Consider the following 15,989-nt stretch of genomic DNA (forward strand, 5'->3'; position numbering starts at 1 on the left):
TTACGTTGTTTGCTTATATTGCTAACTAGTTTATTTCCAAAACCAGTCGCAAGGATTGTTACAAAGACTCTTAACAAACCCTGTAGCAAAGATAGTAAATATTCCATCATAGGAGTCACCTTCTTTCCCTCCCTTATATAAGAGAAAGGACAGCAACATTCTGAAAAAACGAGGGAGTTTTCAAACCATTTATGGTTTATAGTTCATAAGTTCTGTATCATTTTTTGAACTTTTAAAACATGAAATAGATCTAATATTTAATTGATGCAAAAAAAATTACAGTCCGCTCCGAACGAGAAGTTCCATCGCCTTTAGGCATGGGATGAAAGTGCGGTTGGATACTCTTCATGAAAAAACGTACACTTTGTAGTGTTTAAATTTAGAGATTAACACAAAAACTCCGCCAGAATTTTTTTGCACAACAAAAAGGAGTGTATCTAGGGAGAATAAAGACTCTACGAAACAACTTGCTTTTTTGGGGTTGCGTGTTACCTTTTTACACCATACAAAAACCGGTTCTATTTTTGGGCTTGTTCCTATAGGAATCTATGTCTGTTTTTGTCTTTGTTTATTATTTATATTAGAATCAATTATAGTATGTTTTCCCGTTTTAGCTTAATTTTTATAAATTATTCTAAGGTACAGATTCAGAACTTTCCAATAAAATCTATGTATAATCCAACAAACTTACAAAATCTATAATATATTATGGTTCTATTTCTTAAAAACATAATTTTTTATTTACACAAAAATGATGAGATATAAAAAATTATACAATCAAATACCACAGAAAATACACCGTATTATTATAAACAGCCCGTTTAACACTTAAAATATTGTAAAGGAAGAATTAAAAATGCATCATACAAAACCTACCTCTTCACGAATACTCTCTCTTGATATAATTCGTGATTTTGCTTTACTTGGAATATTAATTGCACACGCTTCTGGTGGAACACAAGGGCAAAAATATCCGATTTATTCTTTAGATTTCGATTTATCTGTTTTTAACAATTTGTTTATTCACTTTAAATTTGTTTCCATTTATTCATTTTTATTTGGTATTGGATCTCACATATTTGTTTCGCACGCTCAACAACGTGGATTACGCAGTTATTATCTTTTTTCAAGACGATTAATTACTTTACTCCCAATAGGAATTATACCAATATTAATTTTCCCTCAAATAACCCCTATTTTAATTATATATGGTTTATTAGGGTTTATCTTGTTACCTTTTTTTAAACTACAGCCTAGAATTATTCTGATCATCGCTGGAATATTAGCATCCTGTAATATGATATTTATAATTGAAACCATGGTATTTCGAAATCCATTAATTAAAGATTTCAGTGCCGTTTTTATGATTATACAATTTTTTATTTATTATATTTTAGTAATTGTTACGATGTTTTTGCTAGGGCTATATGTAGGTAAGATAGGTCTTTTTCAGCAATTATCACACAAAAAGAATATAATTAAACGCATTCATAGGATTTCATTTTTTCTGAGTTTATTATTAGTATTAGTGGGACTATGGATGGTTTATATCAATCCAGATATAGGATACAATATGCCCTTTCAGGGGATAAGTTATATAACATCCTATCCCTTATCAATTATATATATATCTTCCATAATTCTTTTATATAATAAAAATTATTTAGTGTATTTATATAAACCACTTAGTTATGTAGGACGGATATCATTAACCGCCTATATAGGGCATGCTGTACTTCTCAAAATTCTTATTTTATCATTTTAGCCAAGAAGACTCCTTCCTCAAGGAACGCGAAGTTAGTAGGTGGGAGATGAATTGGCTTCGGACAAGGGATGGCAGGAAGCCATCTTAATTGTTCGACATACATAAACTGTTACTTCACTACCTATCGAACACATGTTTGTTGTATAATAGAAACATACCGAAATGGAGGTGAAATGAATGATGATTAATAAAGCATATAAATTTCGTATCTATCCAAATAAAGCACAAGCAACCCTAATCAATAAAACGATTGGCTGTTCTCGTTTTGTATTCAATCATTTCCTATCTCTATGGGATAATGCATACAAAGAAACAGGGAAAGGTTTGACATATGGTACATGCTCTGCCAAACTCCCTGCCATGAAGAAAGAGTTTGTTTGGCTAAAAGAAGTGGATAGTATCGCGATTCAGTCGTCTGTTCGCAACCTTGCGGATGCTTATACACGCCTTTTCAAAAAACAAAACAATGCCCCGCGTTTCAAATCTAAGAAGAACAACGTACAATCTTATACCACAAAACAAACAAATGAAAACATTGCCATTGTAGGAAACAAAATAAAATTGCCAAAACTAGGTCTTGTTCGATTTGCCAAAAGTCGTGAAGTAACAGGACGTATTTTAAATGCTACAGTTAGACGGAACCTTTCTGGCAGATACTTTGTGTCATTGTTAGTTGAAACAGAAGTGCAAGAACTTCCGAAAACAAACTCTTACATTGGAATGGATGTGGGACTAAAAGATTTCGCCATTTTGTCAGATGGAACAACCTATGAAAATCCGAAGTTTTTTCGATCATTAGAAGAGAAGTTGACAAAAGCACAGCGTGTTCTTTCTAGAAGAATGAAAGGATCTTCTCGCTGGAATAAACAACGAGTAAAAGTAGCTAGAATTCATGAATACATGACGAATGCTAGAAAAGATTACTTGGACAAAATCTCGACTGAAATCATCAAAAACCACGATGTTATCGGTATAGAGGATTTGCAAGTATCAAATATGTTAAAGAATCATAAGTTAGCAAAAGCAATTAGTGAGGTATCATGGTCTCAGTTTCGAACTATGTTGGAATACAAAGCAAAATGGTACGGCAAACAAGTCATTGTTGTATCGAAAACATTTGCTTCAAGCCAATTATGTTCTTGTTGTGGATATCAAAACAAAGACGTTAAAAATCTAAACCTACGTAAATGGGACTGCCCTTCTTGCCTTACAAACCATGATAGGGATATTAACGCAAGTATCAATCTAAAGAATGAAGCGATAAGGCTTCTAACCGCAAGGACTGTGGAGATAGCCTAATAAATTAGAGTTCGATAGAACTCTTTACTTAGGAATCCCCCTCTTCTAAACGAAGTGAAAGTGGGGGTAGTTCAATGTTAGGTTGGACAAACGGATATACACTTATACAAAGTCTGGTTCTCGTCTGCATTGTGTTTACCATACTCACGATTTTTAGTTTTATTTGGTTGCAAAAATTTCAGCAAGGGCCTTTTGAAAAAATTTGGCGTGTTCTAACATATGGAAAACATGATTCTATTGCAAAACTTAAATAAATACGCGTGACAGGGCAGCTAGACACTTTATTCAATGAGCTATCTAACTTCTATTGTTCTAAAATATAGCGCTTATCTTCGATATCCCGACCGTTTTTTATGCATACCACACGAGTAATAGCCCACTGTGGTAAATTTGTAGAATCAGATAACAATGTTCCCACAAACCTAACATTAGCGGATATGAAAAACAATACTGAAGGAGGTAGGGATAGTACATGACTATTCGACACAATAAAAAGGTTATATACAAACCATTGGAATTCGTAACGGCATCTATAAATAGTACTTACATATGTATTTGTAAAAAGGAAGATTCTTCAATTCAGAAAATCTTCCTTTTTATGCGCGAATAATGTTTACTAATGCTTGTTAAGTAGTTTTATTTCGTTGCTATACATCCTCCACAATCCATGTAAAAATATCCCAATCTCATTTCAAACCAGACGGTTCGGTTTGAAATGATTCGCAATGTAGAATACAATAATATAGGTTGTCTGTATTTGGAGTGCTCTAGTAGTGAACCCTTTTTTCGCGTTATCTTGTAAAATGAAACACAGCACTCAAAAAACCTTAAAAATTAATGATTCCATCAGAAGTGCTCTTTTTAATCTACACCCATTATTTGATTGTACTGTTCCTGAATAGTTAGTAGTTGTAGACTTAATCCTTTTACGAGTACTATCATCCTATGGTCTTGTTCCAACATAAGTAACAATTGTGTTACTTCTAAAAGCATTTGATGAATCTCATATGCTATTTCGGCAACCACATAACCAGAAATATGCTGAAGAATAGACTCAAGTATGCCCATTTTCCGATCGATTTCTTGTAGTAATTGTTTAGAGCCTCCAAATAATAATTGGTTCAATATACCAATCCTCCCCTACACTTTATCTTCTTATTAAAACTCAAAAATTGAAAAGAGTTATACTCTATACTTTTTTGTATTTTATATCAATTATAATACCTATACAATAATAATTCTAACATCTAAATATAGAGAAAATCATTTATATTTAGGAAATTATAGTGCCCTAAACGTAAAAGAAACCCTGAAAAAATTTAATTCGATACATGTATTTTCACAATGTTCTATCCTTGTTCCATAAAAAATATTATAGAAATAGATTAATAAAATACATTTTTTTATATAGAAAGATTCCTTAACGTACCATCTATTCCAGCCGTGTGACCCGTAGTATCATAACATCGCTTCTCTTTTTGATATAAAAATAAACACCACAAGTAGGGGCCTGTGGTGTTTGGGAGAAAGTTATAAAAGCTACTATGAAATGTTAGTATCTTTTATTTTACAAGAAATTATAAATATTGGTATTGAGAAAGTTACTCTCTAAATCCGAAATAATCCCATAAAATGCTTCAATAAAAGTACTGCAGGAGAATAAGACAATCTTGAATTTTCTTATTTTCCTTTTTTTCTAGCGGATAGGCAAAAATACCCTAACTACACTTGAATATAAAAAAACAAAAAGACCTGGATAAAAATCCACGTCTTTTGTTAGCAAGTACATACTCGTCTAGAACAAATAAAACGCTACTCGAAAGCTCCATTAGTATAACAAATAATGAGGATTTCAGCAATGGTAGGTGTCCTTCTACTTCTTATATATCTTTGCTATGCCTTTTCATTGAAAGAGCATCTATATCTCTGTGAGAAGTACGAAGTCTAAAATATCATGGTGGTATAAGCATTTCCTAATAATTTTTCACCTATAATGCCATAAACTCTATACTTTCTTTGATCCATTTGTATAGATATAACCTAGATGAAAATCATAGAATCTATGTAAGGATTCTATTGCTCCAGCAAACTCCAGTATTAATGGTATTTCTTTTTTAGATTGATAATAAATTTGTTTTGCTTGCGGTATTTTCCCGTCTGTTTGTATTCGTTTTAAGCCTACACCTAATTCACAATGTAACACACGAGCTATGTTGTTCAATACATCAACGGACCCATGTATGCGTAAGCGCGCGCGTTTATATAATTTTCCTTTATCTTGGCCATGTACAGTTCCTAAATCATGTAATAAGCGAATATAAGTTGCTACAAACACTTTTTCGTTGAAAATACCTTGGGGGAAAGTTCGATTTTTTTCTGAAATCGGCGTCCAGTTCATTTCCTCTATCTTTTTCACAAGCGGATGACTTTCATTTATTCCAATTTCCCAAAAATTCACTTTCCCTTCACGTTCTCTCTTGCAGTATCTTAAAGAATTACTTCTCACAACTAATTCACGAAATCTCTCTGGAATTTCTTTTTTCTTATTTCTGATAGAAAAATACCCTTTTCGTTTGGATCCATATCTCCAAATAATCGCTAATATTTCTGCAAAATCATCTGTTGTAAGTAATTGATTGAATTGTTTTTCTTCTTCATTCGATAATCTAAATTTCTTAGTCAATATTAGTTCTCCTATTCTTTACAGAAATATAAATTTTATATTTACAATATTACGATAAAACAAATATAATTCCTTACAATACATTTCAATGAAACAATTTCTACAATCAGCAGGATTTGCAATCTCATAGATAATATCTTTAATCTATTTAGTTAAATCATCAATACTCTTTGTAGGGAACGAAAAATAAAAAGCCGTTAGATAAATTCATTTCCATGCTAAAATCGTATCAAAGATATTGCTCCACCTTTTTTCGTACCTTGCTTATTCCCCTAACAAATTTATTATTATTTTTCTATTCTAAGCCACATTCTAATTTTAGCTGTTTTTTTCTTTTTCGATTGTTTTTGCGACAAAGAAACAATAAAAAGAACCCACTTATATAGTAGATTCATTTAATCATTTTCAAGGTTTCACACTTCATAATAATTCAGACAAAAAAACAAGAATAATGCGGTATATATTATGATAATATATATGAAAAAGAGTAGAGAATTTATTTTTGAATTCAATAGATTCAGAAGAAAAAGCTCATTTCTCACAAGAAATGAGCTTTTTCTTTTTCAGACTAAAAATTTTGTATCATTTCAACCTTTACTAGGGAAAAGGTTGAAAGAAAAGTTTAGCTTGGTTACATTTTCGCATACATGTAAGGTAAAGTGAATTGATAATATTTATTCTGATTATTATGAAATCAAACTTGTGTTTTTACATTCATTAGCTAACAAATCCCATTGTATAGTGAACCTTTCGACAGCGTAGGAAAGTCTTTTTAAAGAGTTTGATATACCTTTATTCCTATCCTGGATCAGTTGAAGAAGCCTGTACATGAAGAAACGAGCGATTTCCGCTCGTTTCTTCATGTACAGCTATATCCCCTTTCAAGAGATATCACGTATTATTCGTCGTTTCCCCTATGTTTACATACAAAAATTTTATTTATTTTTAGAAATTGCAATAGTTACACCACGTCCATTTTCACATTCTTTTACAACTTTAAACTGAAGGCCCAATTTGGGAAGAATTTTGTCTGTATAATTATTTTGATCACTAAAAGCAGATACTCCTTCTTGAGCCGGAGAATCTACATTTCCTTGTGGTGTTTCTACTTTAATGGGTGTGGTTTTTCGTAGGCCAAAAGCTGCATCCGCATTTTGCAAGCTACTCATAGCCGGCTTCGTTTTATCATGATTGTAATACAGTATTTGTTGATGTGCATCGATAACCCCAAGCATCTCATGACCAGGGTGGTTACTTTCTTGATTATCTGTATAACGTCCATCATAGTACCAAACAATCATTCCAGGATCAGCTGATAATCCTTTATAACCAGCAGCAGTCTTATTAAGTCCTTTATCCGCCCCATTATGGCTACGCCATTCTATGAGATAATAATTAGGATATTGTACACCATTTTTCATTACTGGAGGAAGGTTCACCTTGATTACTTTTCGAGCAGTATTTTTACTAGTAGCTTCTTCCAATACAAACTCTTTCTTTTTCTCTAAGTCCTTGTAATCTACCTCGATGGGTTTAATCCACTTTCCTCCATAAGTAGACTGCAAAAACATTTTGGACCATGGATCAAAGTTACTAGGTTCAATTCCACCTGGCTGTCCATTAAGTGCGCCAAAAGCCATTAATGACCACATATCAGCAGACCCTTTACCACCAAAATCATATAAATCCGGTAAACCAAGATTATGACCATATTCATGAGCCAGAGTACCTACCGCAGTGTCCTCTGGAATAATAGTGAATTTCTTTGCTTTCAGAGTCGTACCAGGAATTTGTGCAGGTTCTTTAAGCTCCCCTGTATAGGGCACAACATACATATCAGAGGTCCCCCCTGCCATAACTACTACTAAATTATCTAAGAATCCATCCGGCTCTACCTTATTTCCATCTCTATCTAAATCATCGGGATCTTTTTGATCATATAAATTTTCCTTTCCTTTAATAGATTGCCCTACTTGTGTGAGTGTTTCTTTCACTAATTCTCCAAATCCTTCAAACGGTTCACCTTTAAAATCTCTGTAATATTCTATATTATTCTTCGCCTGCATCCATGATGAAACCACTCCTTTTACATTCCAAAATCCATTCGATTGTTCGTTATAATATTCATTTAGGGAGGGCATACTTATTCCTTCCGGGGTTTTGAAAATGCCATTATTAAATAACATTCTCTCATAGTGAGCTTTGTTAAAATCTTTTGTATAAAAATCTGTTTCTGGTTTAATTTGATTATGCTTCATATTCGGGAACTCAATTAAAGAAACAGCAATATGATCCGTATAAGATTTCTGCTGACGAGAGGCTGCCGTACTTGTGTTTAGCATAGATACCTGGATATTCCCTAGATTTTTGTTTATATTCTCTGGTTGTACCCCATCTAGATCAAAATTACCAGCGCTCGCTTGAATGCTTTCTGTTGGTGCTGTACTCATAATAACCGTGGTTAAAAGCATCGAAAAAATAATGCCACTCCTTTTTTTATACATATGTGTGTCCTCCTCAATTATTTATAGCCAGTAATTAATTAAATAACTAATTTTCATTTTAAAGAACACTTATAAAGATAGGATGCAAATGAAATAAAGATTGGATAAAATCTATATGTGAATGATTTTTCTCATAGTCTTGAAGCAATTTTTCTAATTAATAAGCATAAAACCATTTTCATTTACTTGGCGGACTTCACAGGAATCCTAAAGCGTTTGTACCTAAACGAAAATATGCACAATCTGAAACGTTCATTTTAACCGACATCTACTACCTTATATTTGACACTCCCACGGCTAAAGCCGCAAGTCCTACACCTTACGGTGTAACGGATGGGATTCCTGAATGACGAAACGTTCGCAGTCCATTTCTGTTTTGAACAGCCTTCAAGATGAGGGTGTGCCATCCCCCCTCCTGAGACAGACCATATAGGTTCTTAGGCTGATTGACTATTACCGCCAACCACAGGTTGCGTAGCGAATATTCATCGCCCCAACGATATCACGATGTTTCTCAAATCCACATGGGCACTTGTATGTTCTGTCTTGCGCCTTGTTCTTTTCAGAACATTTCGGACGCAAAGTATTCATTAAGATATTTTCCAACCTATGAAATCAGAATTCATTATTGTACAGTTGTATACGCCATATACAACTCTTTATTTGATACTTTTTACAAAATGCAATTGTGAAAAAATAAATCTATTGCTGTTCCAAGTATTAATCTATCTTCAATCAGCTCCAGAAAGGCGATGGATGACCAAGATTATTGATTTTACCCTAAAAAATGAGTGACCTATTCATACAAACCATTTAAAAGGATGATGCATGGTTTAGAAGCAAAAAAGAACAACCTATGAAAATAATCTGTTCACAAATTAAGATGATATGAAATTAACTAAACATAATAGCCATGAAAATGAAAAAAGGATAGAATAGAATCAAATAAAAAGAACGGACTGGCAGTCCGTTCTTTTGAAAAAGGAGCAATGAAAGTTATTCTTCTTTATTATAACTTAAATGACTGAAAATTAAATCTTTTTATATTGAGAAAGTCTATAACTAAGAAAGAAGGTCACTACAATGAATAAAGGTGATGCCATTTTAAGATTACTATCCGAAATCAAATTGGAACTTAAGGACGTAAAAGAACAGGTGGAACAAATACAATCAAAGCTAGATACATTCGAACAACAAAATCAAGTGAAGAACAAAGTAGAAAAACAAAAAACAAAAATAAACCCTGTTAAAAAAGAGAAACGAGCTTGGAAATATCCAGCTAAGCTAAAATGAAAATTGGATTTTTCTTTCTTCTTATCTAGTCGCGGAAGAAAGCCCCACAATTAAACAATACGTCTATGATATTGAGAACTTTGGGAGATAGATGCTTCTTCTTATTGTGATACAATCGTATCCATTAAATTCTGAAGTTCCATCACACAAATCACTCCAAAACACCGCGTATTTTCAATATATCCATATTTGTAAATTTCGCAATGTCCTCTATGTCCATTCCGTTTTTATACATATCCCGAATCAATTGTATTTTCCCTTGCTCCATTCCTTTTTTCTCTGCATGTGCAGCCGCCACATTCTCATCTAACAAGCTTTTCTTCCTTGCTTCATACTCGCTACGAAACGACTGATTATGACTCATATCATCCCACTTCTGAATCGCTTCCTGCAATGGTTCATCTTGCTCCATCGCAATCGCCTCCAACGTTTCTATAAGATTCTGATCTTTATGTGACGCTAACAAAAGTAACCACCGTGCTAAAACGTCATGCCACAGGTTGACTTGTTCATTTCGCCATTGCGCCGTCAGCTTTGGTAATTCAATATAATGAATTTCTATGTCTTCACTCACCAATACTTCCTTTTCTATATCCCAGAGCGTTCCTGTTGTTTGAAATCCATCGTGAATTGGAAATAAAATAAAATCTAGTACATGAATCGTAATGGATTTCTCCAGCTTACTATATGGCATACCTTCTTGCATTTGAGACGCATACAATTTCGACCAGTCATACAACGAACGTTTCTGGATATCCTGTTTGTTGGCAATCTGGATTTCTACATGTACGAACTCCCCCGTACCTAAGGTAGCTTGTACATCCATAATCGATAATTTGTCCTCTTTGTATGCTTTACGGACATGTGGGTCTTCCAGCGTCAAACTCGTAATCGGAGACAGTAGCGTCTTCTGTAAGATGGCATTCAACAACCCGATTAAAACGCTTTCATTTCCTTTGGTACCAAATAATTGCTTAAAAGCAAAATCAATACGTAAATTAACACGATTGTTCATCTGAAAGCTTCCCTTCTTCGTATTTTATCCCTCTATCATATCAAATTTATTTCAAAAGAACGAGCGGATACAAACGAAGTCATTTATTCATAAGAAAGTATGGGAAATAGTAAAATCACACCTTACAATTCTCTTTTGACACTCCCACCCCTAAAGGGGCAAGCTGACTAACGTCAGTGGGATTCTTGCTACCAAAGGCGAAGTCCATTTCTGGTATCGCTGACGTGCAAGATTGCGGTGTGCCATCACCACTCCCACAACAGACCATATAGGTTCGTGGGCTACGGTACTGTGACCATACCGTACAGATTGTTCGTTCTCAAATGTTTTTACGTCTTTTGCATGACTATACATAAAGTATACCATGGTTTGCTATGCAAAAACGATGCTTTCATCCCACCTCTAAAGACGGACTAACGTCTTGCGTGGGCTTTCCCGCATCATAAATTCTGTAATGGTTAGGATTTCTTAAGATTTGGAGTGCAATATCATCTTTTATTTCATTACCACATTCATCTTCCACAACAATATCTGCTAATACCATTTGATTACCGATCTCGTAAACCCAATTTTCCACCTCCTACCTATAAATCTCACCAATTAATGCATCCATTCCCTCTTCACTCACATCGTCCAGCAACATCATCGTTTCTTTATGAGCAACTAAAAAATCCCCGAATCCATCAATCTTCTTTTGGACTGCCGCTTACTTGGTGCTTTCATTCCGTTGATATTTGTCACAACCACCACATTCAGAGCGCAATACACAAATAATGGATTGTCTGTAAATAAACGTTTTTCATACATAAGTACCTCTGTATCATCCATCATCGCATTCATCACGTTTGGATACTGATTGACTGCAATGCACTCTAAGCCGAGATTTTCAAGCTTCTCAATTAATTTTTGAGACATCGTTGGATCATAATTGATTTGTTGTACATCGTACAACTCCATGCATGCAACGATGTATGCCATCACTTGATCCTGGTCAATCATCTTTCCGTCACAAAACATGGCAAAACCACGTTCCACCATACTTGTATAAGGAACATTGTCCTCCTTTTCCCTAAAATTAATATTTTCATTCGGAAGAAAATACATCTGCTTTACTTTCAAAATGGATGTTCTTTCCTCATCATGGGTAGGAAAATTCAACCTAACACATGTTAAATCTGTTGTTTTAGATAAATCCAAACCGATATAACATGTTTCTCCTGTCAAATCACCCAAATCTTCCACAAGGACATGTTGGACTTGATTCTGTTCAAAATAATTGTCTGCTCCATTTACAAACACATTTAAATGTTTAGACAAAAATTCAGCTTTTGAGTGTGCGGACTGTTGTGCTTTTTTATACTCATTCTCGAGTTGTTCCATTGTAACGGAAACACCAATATTCGGGTTCACCATTTCCCACACGTTACGATCTTCCCAATCATACTTTTTATCATTTTAGCCAAGAAGACTCCTTCCTCAAGGAACGCGAAGTTAGTAGGTGGGAGATGAATTGGCTTCGGACAAGGGATGGCAGGAAGCCATCTTAATTGTTCGACATACATAAACTGTTACTTCACTATCTATCGAACGCATGTTTGTTTTATAATAGAAACATACCGAAATGGAGGTGAAATGAATGATGATTAATAAAGCACAAGCAACCCTAATCAATAAAACGATTGGCTGTTCTCGTTTTGTATTCAATCATTTCCTATCTCTATGGGATAATGCATACAAAGAAACAGGGAAAGGTTTGACATATGGTACATGCTCTGCCAAACTCCCTGCCATGAAGAAAGAGTTTGTTTGGCTAAAAGAAGTGGATAGTATCGCGATTCAGTCGTCTGTTCGCAACCTTGCGGATGCTTATACACGCCTTTTCAAAAAACAAAACAATGCCCCGCGTTTCAAATCTAAGAAGAACAACGTACAATCTTATACCACAAAACAAACAAATGAAAACATTGCCATTGTAGGAAACAAAATAAAATTGCCAAAACTAGGTCTTGTTCGATTTGCCAAAAGTCGTGAAGTAACAGGACGTATTTTAAATGCTACAGTTAGACGGAACCTTTCTGGCAGATACTTTGTGTCATTGTTAGTTGAAACAGAAGTGCAAGAACTTCCGAAAACAAACTCTTACATTGGAATGGATGTGGGACTAAAAGATTTCGCCATTTTGTCAGATGGAACAACCTATGAAAATCCGAAGTTTTTTCGATCATTAGAAGAGAAGTTGGCAAAAGCACAGCGTGTTCTTTCTAGAAGAATGAAAGGATCTTCTCGCTGGAATAAACAACGAGTAAAAGTAGCTAGAATTCATGAATACATGACGAATGCTAGAAAAGATTACTTGGACAAAATCTCGACTGAAATCATCAAAAACCACGATGTTATCGGTATAGAGGATTTGCAAGTATCAAATATGTTAAAGAATCATAAGTTAGCAAAAGCAATTAGTGAGGTATCATGGTCTCAGTTTCGAACTATGTTGGAATACAAAGCAAAATGGTACGGCAAACAAGTCATTGTTGTATCGAAAACATTTGCTTCAAGCCAATTATGTTCTTGTTGTGGATATCAAAACAAAGACGTTAAAAATCTAAACCTACGTAAATGGGACTGCCCTTCTTGCCTTACAAACCATGATAGGGATATTAACGCAAGTATCAATCTAAAGAATGAAGCGATAAGGCTTCTAACCGCAAGGACTGTGGAGATAGCCTAATAAATTAGAGTTCGATAGAACTCTTTACTTAGGAATCCCCCTCTTCTAAACGAAGTGAAAGTGGGGGTAGTTCAATTGGCTCCCAAATCGCAACAAATAAGGAATCATCATTATCATTTTCAAGAACACGTTTCGCATATTTATAAACACGCATACCAACACTAGATGAACCTTTACCAGCCGTTGAAATATTCAGCATCATGGGTTGTTCACGTGCGATTTGAGCTGACTTCAAGTTATCGTACATGTCCATATTTTCTTGCGCATGGAGTTCATCATTCAACACAAAGTAAGGGTTCTTACCTTCAAGACCCTTGGTGTTTTTCGTTAATACCTTAAATTTATTCTGATAGGCAATACCATTCATATGATATCGATACATGGCACCACTAATTGGCCCATTCACACCTTTATAAATTTGTGTAGGTCTAGCTAAAGGCTCAGCGGCAATAATGGTTTTCCCATTCTTCTTTGGCACTTGTACATACGCCTCTCGAACAACACGGACAACTTTCCCTTTTTCATTTTTACGATACCAACCATACATATTTGCAAAAACAAACATTTCCCAAAGTTCTAATTCCATCAATTGACCTGCAAGTGGCCCCTTAACATGGCGGATAAACGACTGTACAAAATCTAACATTTCATTTGCACAATCTACCTCAAACCACATATCTTTCCGTTTTTCCCACGTCTTATAACGCTCTACCGCAAGTATAATTAATTTCGGATATTTCTTTTTATGCCGCATGACGTTACTTGCATACATATTCGCATAGTTCACGCCTGGTGTAATCATCATGTTAATTTCCGCCAATTTGGCTCGATGAGCCGCTAATTCATCTTTGGGTTCATGAGATGGGCTAGTTTTTTCATTTTGGGACGCTTTTTGTAGACTTTTCCCCTTATTCGTCATTCCGAGAGCTGCTAGCATTTTATTCTTCTTATCATTCCAAGTTTCTACTTGCTGAGCAAGTGGATTCTTCATCTCATTGATTGCGCCAGCCTTGTTCTGATGCGTTTTTGTAGGAAGAAACTCATCACCTTTCCATTCTTCAAACATCGTTTTATAAATGATACAAGCATCTACATAATTTTCAATGAGTGGTTCTAAGGAAGGTGTAAATTTGTCCTCCTCCGTCAATAATGTTATGATTCTATTTCTCTCTTCATCCCGTGCCACATCTAGCATTTCTAACTTTCTCTTCTTTGACATGCGAGCCATTTTCACACCCCCCTTACTTTTTAAAATTGGTGCAACCATTGATGCGCCCCCCAAGCTACCTATCCTCCCCAGTGGACAAATTTTCTTGTTTGATAGGGGGGCTTATCCAAAATAACTCGGAAAAACTTTTTTCGGTTTATCTTCATTTTCTTCGGTAGTATGACAAATGGGACAAAGTAGTCTCAAGTTATTTTCTTCTAATTTGAGAGTTGGATCTTCTTTTATTGGTATGATGTGATGAACATGAGCTCTTCTACCAAAGACGAACTTTCCACACCTTTGACAACACCCTTTCGCTCTTTCATATACCTTTGATCTCACATACCTCCATGCACCTGAGTTATAGAAAGATTTGTTATCGTGATGATAGATGTTCTTCTCCTCTTTCTTCTTCCTTGACTTGTTACGTTTATGCTCTCCGCAATAGCGTCCCTTACTTACCTTGTGATGACAGCCATTAAAGTCACAGTACTTCATGTTACATACTCCTTTCTCAAATATTTTGATACAGAATTTCCGCACAATAAAAAGCACCATCACTGATGCTTTTTGTTTATCTATTATTTACCAGACTTATCATACATGAAGGATATGTTGTACGTCTTCCATTATAATTTTTATAGTAGTTACGACGATTTGTAATTCCCCCTACTTTTTTATACATTTGTTACATGTTTTAACTACGTTCTTTTCCCTCTCCCTCTTTGTCTACCAACATGTCCTCTGCACTCTCTGGAACTACTAATTTCACATATACATCTGCTCCAGGTACAATATCCGCAGTTATTAAGAGCAAGTTTGGATCTACACTACCTGCATAAATAGAATACCTTCCTCTTGGCAAATTAACGATACGAAACATGCCGTCTGATGGTGATGATAGTGTACTAGAAAGGTTATAATGAGGCGGCGTATAGATTCTTTCTATACGCTTTGTACTGTTATTGACTGCATATAGCGTAATATTTGAAATCGGTTCTTCATTTTTGGTAACCTGTCCATAAAATGATCCTAAAACATTACTTGATAAAACCGCAGGAGACAATAGCTCTTTGACCGCTTCACTGGCATGTAATAACCCGTATCCATAAAACGGACCCCACTCTTTATGAACGATGTTTATATTTTTAGAAGACCGTTGTATAGCTTGTATGATTTCTTGATTCGTCGCGGATGGTTTGATTGCTCGTAACATGGCAGCCACCCCGCTTACAAATGGGGTAGAAAAAGATGCCCCGCTTAATACAAAATACGCGTTTTTGTCATCCACATCAGGAAAATAGGTAGGAATTGTAGATAAAATATCTGTTCCTGGTGCTGTAATTCCAACATTAATACCCCAATTTGAAAAAACACTTAGTAACTACTCAGCTTCTTCAAATAAAAAAACAGGCCAAATACATGTTTCCGATTCGAAAACATGAAAAGAAAATACTCCAATCAGAGAAAGAATCTATGCCAAATAGAGAAATTC

General features: G+C 34.9%; 10 protein-coding genes and 5 pseudogenes. 5 read left to right on the forward strand and 10 right to left on the reverse strand.

The window, feature by feature from the left end:
- Positions 1 to 856 precede the first annotated feature (856 nt).
- The 3 genes from MHH55_RS32260 to MHH55_RS32270 all read left to right on the forward strand — a co-directional run bounded on the left by MHH55_RS32260 (position 857) and on the right by MHH55_RS32270 (position 3,318).
- Positions 857 to 1,765 carry a DUF418 domain-containing protein gene (locus tag MHH55_RS32260; RefSeq protein ID WP_078187522.1) on the forward strand — a complete coding sequence of 303 codons (909 nt, stop codon included), beginning with the start codon at positions 857 to 859 and terminating at the stop codon, positions 1,763 to 1,765.
- Between the two features lie 177 nt (positions 1,766 to 1,942).
- Positions 1,943 to 3,064, forward strand: coding sequence for an IS200/IS605 family element RNA-guided endonuclease TnpB (gene tnpB / locus MHH55_RS32265; RefSeq protein WP_340882145.1), 1,122 nt, complete (start codon positions 1,943 to 1,945; stop codon positions 3,062 to 3,064).
- A gap of 74 nt (positions 3,065 to 3,138) precedes the next feature.
- Entirely contained in the window at positions 3,139 to 3,318 is a 180-nt protein-coding gene (locus tag MHH55_RS32270; RefSeq protein WP_139362525.1) for a DUF418 domain-containing protein, read from the forward strand.
- A 607-nt stretch (positions 3,319 to 3,925) separates the two neighbouring features.
- Here the strand turns inward: MHH55_RS32270 and MHH55_RS32275 are convergent.
- The 4 genes and pseudogenes from MHH55_RS32275 to MHH55_RS32290 all read right to left on the reverse strand — a co-directional run.
- A complete protein-coding gene (locus MHH55_RS32275) occupies positions 3,926 to 4,189 on the reverse strand; it encodes a hypothetical protein (protein WP_078187687.1) in 264 nt (87 codons plus the stop codon).
- An 880-nt stretch (positions 4,190 to 5,069) separates the two neighbouring features.
- Positions 5,070 to 5,747, reverse strand: coding sequence for a hypothetical protein (locus MHH55_RS32280; RefSeq protein ID WP_078187685.1), 678 nt, complete (start codon positions 5,745 to 5,747; stop codon positions 5,070 to 5,072).
- A gap of 935 nt (positions 5,748 to 6,682) precedes the next feature.
- Complete coding sequence (locus MHH55_RS32285) at positions 6,683 to 8,251, reverse strand: immune inhibitor A domain-containing protein (RefSeq protein ID WP_078187684.1); 1,569 nt, start codon at positions 8,249 to 8,251, stop codon at positions 6,683 to 6,685.
- A 437-nt stretch (positions 8,252 to 8,688) separates the two neighbouring features.
- Positions 8,689 to 8,827 (reverse strand): annotated as a pseudogene (locus MHH55_RS32290) (zinc ribbon domain-containing protein); the annotation flags it as partial.
- A 507-nt stretch (positions 8,828 to 9,334) separates the two neighbouring features.
- Between MHH55_RS32290 and MHH55_RS32295 the strand changes: the two are divergent.
- On the forward strand, positions 9,335 to 9,544 hold the full coding sequence (locus MHH55_RS32295; protein ID WP_078187683.1) for a hypothetical protein: 210 nt from the start codon (positions 9,335 to 9,337) through the stop codon (positions 9,542 to 9,544).
- 151 nt (positions 9,545 to 9,695) lie between these two features.
- Here the strand turns inward: MHH55_RS32295 and MHH55_RS32300 are convergent, their stop codons facing one another.
- Together MHH55_RS32300 and MHH55_RS32305 are read right to left on the reverse strand one after the other, a co-directional pair.
- Entirely contained in the window at positions 9,696 to 10,559 is an 864-nt protein-coding gene (locus MHH55_RS32300; RefSeq protein ID WP_340882192.1) for an Rpn family recombination-promoting nuclease/putative transposase, read from the reverse strand.
- 580 nt (positions 10,560 to 11,139) lie between these two features.
- Positions 11,140 to 12,011 (reverse strand): annotated as a pseudogene (locus MHH55_RS32305) (terminase TerL endonuclease subunit); the annotation flags it as partial.
- A 184-nt stretch (positions 12,012 to 12,195) separates the two neighbouring features.
- Here MHH55_RS32305 and tnpB (MHH55_RS32310) point away from each other — a divergent pair.
- Positions 12,196 to 13,287 (forward strand): IS200/IS605 family element RNA-guided endonuclease TnpB, encoded by a 1,092-nt coding sequence (tnpB, locus tag MHH55_RS32310; protein ID WP_340882195.1) that lies wholly within the window; start codon positions 12,196 to 12,198, stop codon positions 13,285 to 13,287.
- A gap of 76 nt (positions 13,288 to 13,363) precedes the next feature.
- On the opposite strand, the pseudogene MHH55_RS32315 reads toward tnpB (MHH55_RS32310), so the two are convergent.
- The 4 genes and pseudogenes from MHH55_RS32315 to MHH55_RS32330 all read right to left on the reverse strand — a co-directional run.
- Positions 13,364 to 14,092, reverse strand: a pseudogene (locus MHH55_RS32315) (terminase large subunit domain-containing protein); the annotation flags it as partial.
- A 15-nt stretch (positions 14,093 to 14,107) separates the two neighbouring features.
- Positions 14,108 to 14,515: pseudogene (locus tag MHH55_RS32320) on the reverse strand (P27 family phage terminase small subunit); the annotation flags it as partial.
- A gap of 102 nt (positions 14,516 to 14,617) precedes the next feature.
- Positions 14,618 to 14,992 carry an HNH endonuclease gene (locus tag MHH55_RS32325; protein ID WP_078188110.1) on the reverse strand — a complete coding sequence of 125 codons (375 nt, stop codon included), beginning with the start codon at positions 14,990 to 14,992 and terminating at the stop codon, positions 14,618 to 14,620.
- Between the two features lie 199 nt (positions 14,993 to 15,191).
- Positions 15,192 to 15,860: pseudogene (locus MHH55_RS32330) on the reverse strand (S8 family serine peptidase); the annotation flags it as partial.
- Positions 15,861 to 15,989: the final 129 nt, after the last annotated feature.

Origin of the sequence: Bacillus sp. FSL K6-2944 (assembly GCF_038005385.1) — a bacterium.
Taxonomy (GTDB): Bacteria; Bacillota; Bacilli; order Bacillales; family Bacillaceae_G; genus Bacillus_A; species Bacillus_A cereus.